This is a genomic window from Duganella sp. Dugasp56, assembly GCF_047304105.1.
Classification (GTDB): Bacteria; Pseudomonadota; Gammaproteobacteria; order Burkholderiales; family Burkholderiaceae_D; genus Rugamonas; species Rugamonas hordei.
Genome location: NZ_JBGLYQ010000086.1, coordinates 1 through 11,760 on the forward strand (window position 1 = coordinate 1; position 11,760 = coordinate 11,760).

Sequence of the window (11,760 nt, forward strand, 5' to 3'; positions counted from 1 at the left end):
CCCGGGGGTTTTCCCTTTTAAAATTTAAAATTTAAAACTTCCGCGCGCCCATTCTAAATACCGTGTAAATAGCTTTGCGGGGGCTTGGCCGGGCGCGGGTCCCCCCCCGCGGGCATGCCGCATCACGGCAGCGCCGACCGCAGCAATGCCAGCAGCAGGCTGCCCCTGCTGCGGTCGGTGGCCGGGTCGAGCGGGTTCCAGTCCGGATTGTTACTGTTGAGCAGAGCGCCGATGACCATCGCCTCGGCCAGTTCGCGCCGCTGCTGGGCCAGGCGTTCGCGCTCGCGCGCGGCGCCGCGCAGCGAGATGGCGGTGTCCTCCTTGCTGCGCAACAGCGCCGGCACCCGCTTGTCTTGCTGCGCCAGCGCCAGGTTCACTTCGCGCATGATGTCGTTGACGAACAGGCAGCATTTGTCGCGCAGCTGCTCGATGTCCTGGGCCAGGAACTGATCCTTGCTGGCGCGTTCGATGATGTGCAGCGCCTGCTCTTCGCTCATCGGCAAGCTTTGGTTGCGCGGTATTTCTTTCAAAGGAAGGCTCATGGTGACACTCCGTGGTTAGTCGTCGGGCAGGGACAGGCGGTCAGGCGGGAACCGGGATCAGCTGTGGTGGTCATCGTCATCCACGTCGCTGTCGCCCGCGCTGGAAGCGCCGTCGCCGGCGCTGGACGCATGGTCGTGGTCGCGCAAGTACGGCGGCCGCTTGTTACCCCCGCTGCCGCCGATCAAGGCCAGCGAATTCTTGCTGCCGATATCGACGTAGTGGTCGCGGTCATGCATAAATTTCAAATATTCTTCGTCCGACATCCTGGCAAGCGCTGGATGGCGCTGTGCCGGCACTGGATGGCGCGGCGGCGGCGGTGGCGGCTCGTCCGGTTCGGACGCGGTGGACGTGCTGGCCGCGCGGGATGGTGGCCTGCTCCCTGGCGGCGGTCCCGGCTGATCGGGATGGTGCTCGCCATCCCGCGATTCCGGCCCCGCCGGCTGATGCTGCTCGGCGCGGCGTCCGATGGCGCCGAGGAAGTGGCCGACCTGCTCCTGCATGATGCGGGCCGATTCCTGCGTCGCCACCGCGATGCTGGCGTCGTCCAGGCCGAAGTCGCGCATCAAGTTGCCTAGCCGGGCAGGCGTGAAACTGTCCGCCGCGCTCGCGATGGACCGCAGTCCGACCGGCATGCGCTGACGCCGCGGCGCTTCTCCCTGCGCTGGCGCAGACGCGCCTCCGATGCCCAGCGCCGCATGGAACGACTGCGCCATAAGCTCTGATATGTTCATGATGATGATCCTAAAAAAGTAATGCCGCTCCCCCTTTGGAGGAACCGTGGCGGCCGGCAGGGAATTCCCCAGGCGCCGGAATGGCGCGCGCGGCCGATGAATACAGGTATATGTCGGCGCCGCCGCCGAAGTTCCGCCGCCGCCGGACTGCTTAGAGTTCGATCATGCCGACCGGCTTGACCTTGGCGTGCTGGGTCAGCTCGGAGAAGGCAAACACCGGCACAGGGAAGAATTCCTCTTCGATCAGCTTGCGCACCGAACGGCGGATGTCGGCCGCCGTCACCAGCACCGGCGGCGTGATCGGGGTGCTGACGTTGGTGGAGAGCTGCTCCAGCCGGTCCAGCAGCATCTGCTCGAGCTCGGAATCGATGTCGAGGTAGCTGCCCTGGCTGGTTTGCCGCATGGAATTGCGCAGTTGGTCTTCCAGTTCCGGCGACAGCAGGATCACCTCGATCAGGCCGTCGCGCGCGACTTCGTGGCACAGCTGCCGCTTGTAGGCCAGCCGCACATAGTCGGCGATCACGTCCGGGTCGCGCTCCTTGGGTGCCCAATCCAGCGTGGTTTCCAGCAGCAGGCGGGCATTGCGCAGCGACACCCCTTCGCGCGTGAGGCGCTGCACCACCTCGGTCAGGCGCGGCAGCGTCACTGTCTTGATCACTTCCTTGCCCAGCTCGGGATAGCGGCGCTCGGCCCAGCGGGTGAACCGGATCACCTCGTTGACGCCGACGAACATCTGGCAATTGCGCAGCATTTCCACTTCGATGTCGGCGGCGAACACCTGCTCCCAACGCTGGAACTGGATGCCGGCCAGGATCAGCTGCTCCTCGTCGTCGATGCGCAGCCAGACCCGGCGCCGGCGCGAACCGGCGATATTGCGTTCCATCGCGGTGAAGCCCAGTTCCTGCACCCGCTCCAGCGGCTCGCGGGTGGCGGCCCAGCCCAGCAGCATCTCGTCGTCGACCAACGGCACCTCGGCCATCATGAACTGCACCCGCCCGGCCGGCGTGCTGTCGTTGAATTCGAATTCGATCGGCTTCAGATCGGGAATGCCGCGCCGCTCCAGCATGCCGTTGCGCATGATGCGCACGGCCGACCGGATCACCTCGGCCTGCGGCGTGCTGCGCAGCGCTTCGGGCATGCGCAGCAGGAAGGGCGTGGTGGCCGAGAAATTGGTGAGGTCGACGATGCCGGCGTTCTTGAGTTCCAGCTCGTCCGACTCGCGCTGCAGCTCTGCGTCGGCCAGCGGCTTGAGCAGGCCGATCACGCCGGCCAGGCACAGTCCGCACGCCAGGCCGATGAACACCAGCGTCGGCATGCCCGGGATCAGGCCGAACAGCAGCATGATGCCGGCCGCCGTCAGCAGCGCCTTCGGTTCGGCGAACAGTTCGCCGACGATGTCGCGGCCGATGTTGGTCTCGCCCTCCTCGCCGTCATCCTTGCTGACGCGGGTGGTGATGATGCCGGCGCCCAGCGAGATCAGCAGCGCAGGAATCTGGGCGATCAGGGCGTCGCCGATCGACAGGATGGAATACACGCGCATCGCCTCGGCCGCGTCCATATTGTGCTGGACGATGCCGATCGAAATGCCGCCGATCAGGTTGATGAACACGATGCACAGGCCGGCGATGGCGTCGCCCTTGACGAATTTCATCGCGCCGTCCATGGCGCCGTGCAACTGGCTTTCCTGGCCCAGCGTGGCGCGCTTGCTCTTGGCCTCCTCGGCGGTCAGGATGCCGGCGCGCAAGTCGCTGTCGATCGACATCTGCTTGCCCGGCATGGCGTCGAGCGAAAAGCGGGCCGACACTTCCGAGACCCGCTCCGAACCCTTGGTGATGACGATGAACTGCACCACGGTCAGGATCAGGAAGATCACCAGGCCGACCACCAGGTTGCCGCCGACGACGAAATTACCGAAGGTTTCAACGATATGGCCGGCGTCGCCTTCGAGCAAAATCAGGCGCGTGGTCGAGACCGATATGGCCAGGCGGAACAGCGTGGTCAGCAGCAGCACCGCCGGAAAGGTCGAGAATGCGGTGGGACCTGCCATGTACATGGCCACCACCACGATCAGCCCGGAGGCGCACAGGCTCAGCGCGATCAGCATGTCGAGCAGCCAGACCGGCATCGGCAGCACCAGCATGAAGACGATGCCGATCACCAGCCCGGCGGCCAGCAGCTCGGCGCGCTGTGCCAGCCGCGCCGAGAATTTGTTCAACAACAGCACCACGCCCATCGCCTTCATGCGTGCTCCCCGTGCGCCGCCGGCTCATGCCACTCCATCCGCCGCAGCACCAGCGCAATCCAGGCCTGGTTCTGCGGCGTACGCATGGCCAGCAAGCGTGCCCGGTCCACCGGCTCCAGCAATTCGGCCGCGGCGAAGGCGGCCATCATGAACAGCCGCGGCTCGTCCGGCCACAGCTGCAGGCAGCCGCTGGCCAGCTGATGCGCTTCCTCATACTGGTAGGCGTTCAGATGCCCCCAGACCAGGCCGATGGCCAGCTGCAGCTCGTCGGCCATGGTCTCACGCGGGACTCGTTTCCTCATCGGACACCTCTTGTAGTGGGGTAAGGTTGACTTCGACGTCGCTGCGCCGCATCTGCTGCCAGCGCAAGCGCCACAGCACCGCCAGCTCGACCACGCGGATCGCCTGCAGGCAGGGGCTGCGCCCGGCCGGCTCCTGCGCCAGCGCGTGGGCCAGCAGCAGCCGCTCCAGGCCGCGCAGGCCCGGCACCGGATCGCCGCGCCAGACGCGGTTGTCGGTGCTCAGTTGCGCGCCCAGCACGCCGGTCAGCAGCGCCATCGCAGGATCGGCCGGAAACGCCTCGGCCGGCAGCGACAGGTCTTCTTCGGCGGACAGCAGGTCGGCGCGCGCCCTGGGGACCGGTTCGGTTTCGGCGACGCGATGGATTTCGGCCAGTTCGCCGACGTCGAGATGCCTGGCCCGGTCGACGACACCGGATTGACGGCTGATCAACTGAGCAACTCCCCGGCCGCGTCCCATTGTTCGGCCGACAACGAGGACATGTCGTCGCCGTGTTCGGTCATGCGGCGCAGCAGGTACAGGCTGCCGTCGTTGAACATGGCCGGCAGCCAGGCGCCGAAGCGCGGCAGGTCGTCGGCCCGCTTCTTCAGCACGGCCGCGGCCTGCAATCCCATGTCCGGACTCGCGCCCAGCGCCACCAGCATGCCGCTGTCCAGCGGATAGACAAACACGTGCATGCCGTTCTCCAGCGTGTTCATGGCCACGGCCTGCTGCATGCGCGCTTCCGACGCCAGTACATTGAGCAATTCTTCCATTCTTCCCTCCTCTCCCGGTTAAACTGCCGCGCCCGCCTTACGCTTGGCGCTGCGCTTCGCGGCGCAAGCCGGCGATCTGGTCGCGCCATTCCTGCTCGCGGATTTCATCGCGCGTGGGCAAGGTCGGCACGTCGGCGTGCGCCAGGCTGACTTGCCGCGCCAGTTCCTCGAGCAGCTCGCGGCGCGCCGGCAGCTTGTCCTGCGGCCACAAGGTCAGCGGCAGCTGGGCCAGCGTGTCGCGCAGGAACAGGCAGATGCCGCCCCGCTGTTCGATGTCCGGCTTGTGGCTGCCGACGATCTGCGAGATCAACTGGTTGGCCTTGCCCTTGCCCCAGCCGGCTTCGGCGGCGGTCAGCAGCACGGTGGCGATTTCCACCGGACTCGGCTCGGCCACCACCTTGAGTTTCTCGGCCAGGTCGCGGCGCAAGGCTTCGGCCAGGGTCACGCTGGAACGCACCAGCGTGAACGCCGACGCATCGGACATGGTGAGCCAGTACCGTCCCATGCTGCGCTGGGGGTTTTTTCGCAAGTCGGATTTCACTATCGTATCTCCAGAGGGCGCATCAAAAACCCGACATCATGCGCGAGCGCAGGCTGGTCATCGCATTCAGGCATTTGTCGGGACCGAAATTCTTGATCAGGGCTTTCAGCATCGTCAGCGGCGACAGCGGCGCGTCGAAATTGCCCCGGGTTTTGGCGCCGATCAGGAAACGCAGGTCGCGCGTCGATGGCAGCTTCCGGGATTCGCCGTCCTGGCCGGCCATGGCCTCGAGCGAGTTCACCAGTTCATCCGACTCCTGTAGCGCGCGGCGCATCTCGTGCGGATGACGCTCCATCAGCTCGCTCATCATTTCATTGAGCGCGTTCCTGAGCGAATTTTTCTTCATCTTGCTGATGGGCTGGTCTTCCAGCTTTTCCAGCGCGTCGTGCAGGATGTTGTAGCGCTGCATGGGCTGGAAATATTCCGCCAGCATGGCCTCGACCTCTTCCTGGCGCGCGCGGCCGCTGTCCTCGCGCAGCATGTCCAGCGTGTCTTCCACCGGCGACATGTTGAGCAGATCGTCATCGTCGTCGCCTTCCTGGTAGCTGGCGTCGAGCCGCGACTTTTTCTGCGTCTCTTTCTTGTTCGGCTGCCGTGGCTGGCGCGTGGGCGTGGCGGCGCGCTGGCTCAGCGTGCGCCGCTTGAAGTGCACGCCTTCCCGCACCCCGGCCTGGCCGTTGATGGCGTCGAGCGGCGTCAGTTCGGTGGCCGTGGCGACGTTGGCGGACAACACCCCTTGCCGGCTCACGTGCCGGGCGTGGTGGCGCACCGGCGCCGGCGTCTCGGGCGCGTTGTTGTTGCTGAAGCGGTTGATTTGCATGTTCATGGCCATCAGTGGCGACTGGCCATGAGCCGGTTCCATCAGGGCGGCCATGCGCGGGCGGGCGCCGCGCTGAGTGGCAGAGACGGTGCTTGAGTTCCCTCATTGTCGCTGAAACAGCGCGCCGGTTTCTCAATTTTATTCAATGTCTCACGAATGTTCACCGAACCGATGCAGAGGCCGCTTGCGCTGCTATCGTCCATCCATACCCAGCCGCAACGGCGATCAAGCAGTGCTTGCGCCGGCAGGCTGTTTCCCCACCAACACATGCAGCAAGGAGAACATCATGACCCAGACAGTTTCCGCCGGCGAATCAGCGTTGGCCGAGGCCGCCAACCCCGGCATCGACATCGTCAAGCTCTACACCACCCACCGCACCCACCTGCTGCGCTTTGTGCAGCGCTATGTCGGCAACCGCGAGGACGCCGAGGACGTGGTGCAAAACACCTTCATCGAGGTGGCCAAGTGCGCGCATCGTTTTTCCGGCCTGTCCAAGCCGTCGACCTGGCTGTTCGGCATCGCGCTGAACCTGGCGCGCAACCAGGTGCGCCGCAACGCGGCCGACCGCTACGATGCGGTCGACGACGATTTCATGGACCAGATCGCAGACGTGTATGCCGATCCCGCTCTGCTGTTCGAGTATCGCCAGATCGCGGAAAAGGTAGGCGCCATGCTGGACCAGCTGCCGGTCCGGATACGCTCGACCTTCGAGGCGGTGCTGGACGGCGACGCCACCTACGAGGAGGCGGCCGAACAGCTGCATATCCCGATCGGCACGGTGCGCTCGCGGGTGTCGCGGGTACGGGCGGCGGTGCGTAGTGAATATGGCGCCGCCAGCGACGGCAATGGCGTGTCCCACGGCTTTCGCTGATGGCGCCGGCGCGCTCGTCTCAGGCCGGACTCTGGCCGGCGCAGGCCGCCGCGAAATATCCCCTGGCCATGTCTGCCGTGGCCAGGATGGCATCCATCACGTCGCGCTCGTCGCGCAACTCCTGCAGCGGCACCTTGCGCACCACGATGTAGCGCCCTTCATCGGCATGCCACAGAAAATCGATCGACATCAGGCGCTGGTCGGCGCCAGGCGCCGGCGGATGCGGGCTGTAGCCCGGCTGCTCCGCCGTCTGCAGCAGCGCCGTGATGGACAGCCAGTGTTCCGCGCCGCCCGAGGCCAGCGCGGTGCGGGTCAGGATGTCGCCGATCAGCAGTTCGATCATCGGCGGTCCCGCCGTCTGTTGGTCGGACAACTCCACCATCTCCTGCAACAGGCGCTGCACGGCTGTCACGGAAAAGTCGTCGTCGGGGTGCTTGTCTTCGTCGCGTCGCAAGATGATGGCCTTGTAAAATCGGCGCCGGAGTGCCACGGCCGATGGGTGTCGATCTGATTATTTTATCCCAGGCGAGCCGCGGCAGGCCGCATTTTCGCGGACCGTGCCGGGCAAAGCCCCTGATGCGAGGCTCGGAGATGGGTTGCGCTACAGCATGTGCAGCGCGCGCCAGACCGGCGCCCGCTGTCGTACGATGGCCTCGGTCAGGTAGCACAGCTCGGCGTGCAGGTCGTCCTCGTCCACCAAAGCCTTGCCGTCCTTGTTCAGGTGCAATCCCTGGCTGCGCAGGATGGCGCCGATCCGGCGGGCCCAGTTGACCGTGTCGGCCGGTTCCGCTTCCTGTTGCAGCAGGCCGTACACCAGGCGCTGCACCAGCCCGGACTTGAGTCCGTTGCCCAGCAGCGGCGACGCCAGGGCCTGGTACTGGTCGCCAAACAGCGACGCCTGCGCCACGGCGGCGTTCATCTTGCGCGCCGCGTCGGGCGCGGTGGCGGCGGCGCCGGTGAAGTAGGCCGAGGCCTGGTCCGAGGCGGTCAGCAAGGCCGCCATCTCGCCGATTTGCAGCAGGCTGCAGCCGGCCAGCGCGGGCAGCGCCGCCAGTTCGTCCAGGGTGTGCGGCCGCAGCGCCAGCGCGTCGAGCACCGGTTGGTAGGTGGCGGCGTCGACGTCGATGTTGCCGATGGGGAGCTTCAGCGCCAGCGTGGCCTGGCCGGGCAAGGCGGTCAACGCCAGGCCGACCTGGCGCAGCCAGTGTTCCTGGCGCGCCGGCGTCATGCGGCGCGCGCCGCGCACGAAGATGTCCTCGCGAAAACTGGTATTGGTCAGGTAATCCTTGATCGTCTCGCGCAGCGCCAGGTCCGGCACGGTCTGCAGCAGGTCCAGCTGCTCGGGGGTCAGGAACAGCTGGGGGAAGCTGCGCGACAGCTCGCCGGAGCCGATGTAGTCGAGCTTGGCGGAGGCCATGTCGCGCACCACATCGGCGTGGTACAGCGGCCGCCAGCCGGTGCTCATGTATTCGTGCGCCAGGTAGTGGGCCTTGTCGCGCATCAGCGAATCGATGCGGTATTGCAGGTCCGGATTGCCCTTGAAAAAGTCGGCGCCGCTGTCGACCAGGCCGCCGACCAGCGCGCGCACATGCTCGACCTGCTGCGGACGCGGATGGCTGTCGCGCTGCGCATATTCAAGGATAAGACGCTGCAACGGCAGCGCCGCGGTCCAGCCCGGCATGGCGTTGTAATTGAGATAGACGATGCCGCCCGGCTTCAGGTAGCGGTTGATGAAGTCGGCGATGTGCCGGCGGTTGTCGGCGTCGACCCAGCTGTAGACGCCATACATGGTGATGAAGTCCAGCTGCGGCAGCGCCACCTTGCCGGCGGCCAGTTCGGCAAAGCTGTTTTCCAGCAGCGTCAGGTTGTTCAGTTGCGCCGCCGACGACAGCTGGCGCGACGCGGCCACCTGCGACGGACTGAAGTCGACCGCGTAAAACTCGCCCCGAGGATGGCTGGCGGCCAGGATGTTGGCCGTCAGGCCCTGGCCGGCGCCCAGTTCCATGTAAGTGAAATGGCCGTCCAGCGGCACCGGCTCGTAGCCGTTGAGCACGCAGGCGAAACTCAGGTGGGTGGGACTCTGTTCGCGGAAAAACGCGGCCGGGTAGTCGATATTGGATACGTAACCGTCATTCCAGTTCATTGCTCGCACTCCTCTGTATGCAATGGCGGCGGCAACATCAGCAGGCCGCGCCATAGCGGACTGCGCCGTTCAAGTATGGCTTGCACCGTGGCCCAGATGCCGCTGATGATCTCGTCCTCCGAATCGAGTTCGAGCTCGTCGCGCACCACCGCCCGGCCCTGTTCGACCATCTGCCGCCAGACCTGGGTGGCGATCGCGTCCACGTTGAGCGGCAGCGCCTGCGCCGCCACGGCCGGCAGCACGGCGCGGTAGACCAGGCGCTGGAACAGCGGCGCCTTGATGCCGCTGCCCAGCAGCGGCGCGGCAAACACGCGGTAGGCCGCCTCGTCGCCGCGCGCCTGCCCGGCGATGGCCAGGTTGAGCCGGCGCGCGGGCGACGTGTCGGCGCCGGCGGCGCCGAGGAAGTACGGGGCGGCTTGGCCGGTGTCGGCCAGCAGCGCCGCCGCTTCGGCGATCTCGGCCAGCGTATGCGGCGCCATGGCCGGCAGCCGCGCCAGCTCCAGCAAGGTGCGCGGCCCCTGCCCCAGCGCCGCCAGCAACGGCGCGTAGGCGGCCGGCGGATTGGCGCCCTGGGCCGGGAACTTCAGGCCGGCATGGAGCTGCTCGGGCAGCACCGTCAAGGCGATGCCGCTCTGTTCCAGCCATTGCCGCTGGCGCTCCGGGCCCATGCGGCGCGCTCCGCGCACGAACACGTCCTTGCGGAAGCAGGTGTTCTTCATGTAGTCCTTGATGGTCTCGCGCAGCGCAGGGTCGGCGATGGTGTCGAGCAGCGCGCTTTGCGCCGGCGTCAGGTACAGCGCCGGCAGCGCCCACGACAGGCCGGCCGAACCGACATAATCAAGTTTGGCGGCGGCCACGTCGCGCACCACGTCGGCGTGGTACAGGGGCTCCCAGCCACGGTTCATGTATTCATGCGCCAGGTAGCTGGACCAGTCGGCGTCGCCGGTCATGGCGGCGTCGAGGTAGGTGCGCAGGCCGGCGCCGGCATTGTTGGCGAAGTAGGCGGCGTTGTTTTGCACCAGCCCGCCCACCAGCTTGCGCATGTGTTCGATCTGCTGGTGGCGGCTGCCGGGATACAGGTCGACATGCTCGAGGATCAGGCGCTGCAGCGGCAAGGTCGTGCTCCAGCCCGGCATCGCGTTGTAGCTGATGTAGGCGATGCCGCCCGGCTTCAGGTAGCGCGCGAGGAAGCGCACGATATGGCGCCGGTTCTCGGCGTTGACCCAGCTGTAGACGCCGTGCAGCGTGACGAAATCAAACTGCGGCAAGCTCACGGCGCCATCGGCCAGGTCGGCGAAGCTGCTTTCCAGGAATTCCACATTGGCCAGTTCGGCGCTTTCCGCCAACTGGCGGCTGGCGGCGATGTGCGCCGGATTGAAGTCCGCCGCATAGAAGCGCCCCAGCGGATTGGCGGCGGCCAGCACATTGGCGGTCAAGCCCTGGCCGGAACCCAGTTCGAAATATGTGAACGGCCGATCCAGCGCGACCGGTTCCACGCCGTTGAGTATGCAGGCAAAGCTGAGCAGCGACGGACTCTGCTCGGGAAAAAACTCCGCGACGTAGTCGATATCGGAAACGTAACCTTCATGCCAATCCATGGAGATTCCTTCAAGTGATGGGAAAAAGCGCGGACGCCTATTTGCGGTGCAGCCGGCGGATGCGGTGCCAGGGGAAGCCGTCGTCCAGGTGGCCGGTGGCGAAATCGATCATCGGCGGTGCGCCGGGATCGCGGTCCTGATCAATGACAAGAAAATGCTCGCTCATGAAACTCCTCCATCAAAAAGTGGGTACACCAGACGAGAGCCGGAACCCGTGCGGGTTCCGGTGTTGCGGCATCAAGGCGCGGCTGCCGCACCGCGCCTTTCAGACTCAGGCGGACACGGTGCCGTCCTTGCGGGCGGCGTCGGCATCCCAGGTGGCCAGCAGGCCGTCGTGCTGGCCGTTGGTGGCCGACTCGATTTTCTTGAACAGCTCGGCGTCGTTGGCCATGTAGGCCTTGGCTGCTTGCTGCACTTCCGGCGGCACCTGGATGGTCTTGCCATCCTTGCCCGTCAGGTAGCCGGTGTCGGCCATCTGCTTCATCTGGGTGTCGGACAACATGCCGGTGGCCTTGTCGTTCTGGAAGTTCTTGATGGTGCCGACCGCGCTCGAATCGGATGGCAGGTTGCTGTTGCCAGTTCCAGTGACCGGCGGCTGGCCGCCCGGCGTCGGCGTGCCGGTCGGGCCAGGGCCACCGTTGGCCGAGACGCTGCCGTCCTTGACGGCGGCATCGGCATCCCAGGTCGCCAGCAGGCCGTCGTGCTTGCCGTTGGTGGCCGATTCGATTTTCTTGAACAGCTCGCCGTCGTTGGCCATATAGGTCTTGGCCGCTTGCTGCACTTCCGGCGGCACCTGGATGGTCTTGCCGTCCTTGCCCGTCAGGTAGCCGGTGTCGGCCATCTGCTTCATCTGGGTGTCGGACAGCATGCCGGTGTTCTTGTCGTTCTGGAAGTTCTTGATGGTGTTGACCGCGCTTGAATCGGACGGCAGGTTGGTGTTGCCGCTGCCGGTAGTGGCGACCGGCGGCTGGCCGCCCGGCGTCGGCGTGCCATTGGGGCCGCCGTTGGCCGAGACGCTGCCGTCCTTGACCGCGGCGTCGGCGTCCCAGGTCGCCAGCAGGCCATCGTGCTGGCCGTTGGTGGCCGACTCGATTTTCTTGAACAGCTCGCCGTCGTTGGCCATATAGGTCTTGGCGGCCTGCTGCACTTCCGGCGGCACCTGGATGGTCTTGCCGTCCTTGCCCGTCAGGTAGCCGGTGTCGGCCATCTGCTTCAT

14 protein-coding genes are annotated in these 11,760 nt (G+C 66.0%); 1 reads left to right on the forward strand and 13 read right to left on the reverse strand.

The annotated features are described in order from the left end of the window. Positions 1-122: 122 nt before the first annotated feature. The 8 genes from ACCD07_RS31620 to ACCD07_RS31655 all read right to left on the reverse strand — a co-directional run bounded on the left by ACCD07_RS31620 (position 123) and on the right by ACCD07_RS31655 (position 5,938). On the reverse strand, positions 123-542 hold the full coding sequence (locus tag ACCD07_RS31620; RefSeq protein ID WP_353403675.1) for a hypothetical protein: 420 nt from the start codon (positions 540-542) through the stop codon (positions 123-125). Positions 543-599: 57 nt separating this feature from the next. After that, complete coding sequence (locus ACCD07_RS31625; RefSeq protein ID WP_413449622.1) at positions 600-1,274, reverse strand: hypothetical protein; 675 nt, start codon at positions 1,272-1,274, stop codon at positions 600-602. Between the two features lie 151 nt (positions 1,275-1,425). After that, the gene (sctV, locus tag ACCD07_RS31630) at positions 1,426-3,516 is read right to left on the reverse strand and encodes a type III secretion system export apparatus subunit SctV (RefSeq protein WP_413449623.1); all 2,091 of its coding nucleotides are present in this window, start codon (positions 3,514-3,516) and stop codon (positions 1,426-1,428) included. Further along, a complete protein-coding gene (locus ACCD07_RS31635) occupies positions 3,513-3,818 on the reverse strand; it encodes a hypothetical protein (RefSeq protein WP_176650707.1) in 306 nt (101 codons plus the stop codon). The genes sctV and ACCD07_RS31635 overlap by 4 nt, the downstream gene beginning before the upstream one ends. Then, positions 3,796-4,248 carry a hypothetical protein gene (locus tag ACCD07_RS31640; protein WP_413449624.1) on the reverse strand — a complete coding sequence of 151 codons (453 nt, stop codon included), beginning with the start codon at positions 4,246-4,248 and terminating at the stop codon, positions 3,796-3,798. The genes ACCD07_RS31635 and ACCD07_RS31640 overlap by 23 nt, the downstream gene beginning before the upstream one ends. Next, entirely contained in the window at positions 4,245-4,571 is a 327-nt protein-coding gene (locus tag ACCD07_RS31645; RefSeq protein ID WP_176650705.1) for a hypothetical protein, read from the reverse strand. Before ACCD07_RS31645 ends, ACCD07_RS31640 begins: the two co-directional genes overlap by 4 nt. A gap of 37 nt (positions 4,572-4,608) precedes the next feature. Next, positions 4,609-5,100 carry a hypothetical protein gene (locus tag ACCD07_RS31650; protein WP_413449625.1) on the reverse strand — a complete coding sequence of 164 codons (492 nt, stop codon included), beginning with the start codon at positions 5,098-5,100 and terminating at the stop codon, positions 4,609-4,611. Between the two features lie 34 nt (positions 5,101-5,134). Continuing rightward, the gene (locus ACCD07_RS31655; protein ID WP_413449626.1) at positions 5,135-5,938 is read right to left on the reverse strand and encodes a hypothetical protein; all 804 of its coding nucleotides are present in this window, start codon (positions 5,936-5,938) and stop codon (positions 5,135-5,137) included. A gap of 280 nt (positions 5,939-6,218) precedes the next feature. Between ACCD07_RS31655 and ACCD07_RS31660 the strand changes: the two genes are divergently transcribed. Continuing rightward, complete coding sequence (locus ACCD07_RS31660; protein ID WP_353403668.1) at positions 6,219-6,803, forward strand: RNA polymerase sigma factor; 585 nt, start codon at positions 6,219-6,221, stop codon at positions 6,801-6,803. 19 nt (positions 6,804-6,822) lie between these two features. Here ACCD07_RS31660 and ACCD07_RS31665 read toward each other — a convergent pair whose 3' ends face one another. From ACCD07_RS31665 to ACCD07_RS31685, 5 genes are all read right to left on the reverse strand, one after another. Beyond that, positions 6,823-7,257: a hypothetical protein gene (locus tag ACCD07_RS31665; protein ID WP_413449627.1), complete on the reverse strand. Its 435-nt coding sequence runs from the start codon at positions 7,255-7,257 to the stop codon at positions 6,823-6,825. Positions 7,258-7,404: 147 nt separating this feature from the next. Further along, positions 7,405-8,946: a class I SAM-dependent methyltransferase gene (locus ACCD07_RS31670; RefSeq protein ID WP_413449628.1), complete on the reverse strand. Its 1,542-nt coding sequence runs from the start codon at positions 8,944-8,946 to the stop codon at positions 7,405-7,407. Further along, positions 8,943-10,544, reverse strand: coding sequence for a class I SAM-dependent methyltransferase (locus tag ACCD07_RS31675; protein WP_413449629.1), 1,602 nt, complete (start codon positions 10,542-10,544; stop codon positions 8,943-8,945). The genes ACCD07_RS31670 and ACCD07_RS31675 overlap by 4 nt, the downstream gene beginning before the upstream one ends. Before the next feature lie 37 nt (positions 10,545-10,581). Then, positions 10,582-10,710, reverse strand: a complete 129-nt coding sequence (locus tag ACCD07_RS31680) for a hypothetical protein (protein ID WP_353403661.1) — start codon at positions 10,708-10,710, stop codon at positions 10,582-10,584. 105 nt (positions 10,711-10,815) lie between these two features. After that, positions 10,816-11,760: hypothetical protein (locus ACCD07_RS31685; protein WP_413449630.1), on the reverse strand; the 945-nt coding region annotated here is incomplete at its 5' end.

Bases quoted from the DNA above. Each gene is read 5' to 3' on its own strand.
- ACCD07_RS31625 (WP_413449622.1), bottom strand. From the start codon at position 1,274: ATGAACATATCAGAGCTTATGGCGCAGTCGTTCCATGCGGCGCTGGGC.
- sctV (WP_413449623.1), bottom strand. From the start codon at position 3,516: ATGAAGGCGATGGGCGTGGTGCTGTTGTTGAACAAATTCTCGGCGCGG.
- ACCD07_RS31645 (WP_176650705.1), bottom strand. From the start codon at position 4,571: ATGGAAGAATTGCTCAATGTACTGGCGTCGGAAGCGCGCATGCAGCAG.
- ACCD07_RS31655 (WP_413449626.1), bottom strand. From the start codon at position 5,938: ATGAACATGCAAATCAACCGCTTCAGCAACAACAACGCGCCCGAGACG.
- ACCD07_RS31675 (WP_413449629.1), bottom strand. From the start codon at position 10,544: ATGGATTGGCATGAAGGTTACGTTTCCGATATCGACTACGTCGCGGAG.
- ACCD07_RS31620 (WP_353403675.1), bottom strand. From the start codon at position 542: ATGAGCCTTCCTTTGAAAGAAATACCGCGCAACCAAAGCTTGCCGATG.
- ACCD07_RS31660 (WP_353403668.1), top strand. From the start codon at position 6,219: ATGACCCAGACAGTTTCCGCCGGCGAATCAGCGTTGGCCGAGGCCGCC.
- ACCD07_RS31680 (WP_353403661.1), bottom strand. From the start codon at position 10,710: ATGAGCGAGCATTTTCTTGTCATTGATCAGGACCGCGATCCCGGCGCA.
- ACCD07_RS31635 (WP_176650707.1), bottom strand. From the start codon at position 3,818: ATGAGGAAACGAGTCCCGCGTGAGACCATGGCCGACGAGCTGCAGCTG.
- ACCD07_RS31670 (WP_413449628.1), bottom strand. From the start codon at position 8,946: ATGAACTGGAATGACGGTTACGTATCCAATATCGACTACCCGGCCGCG.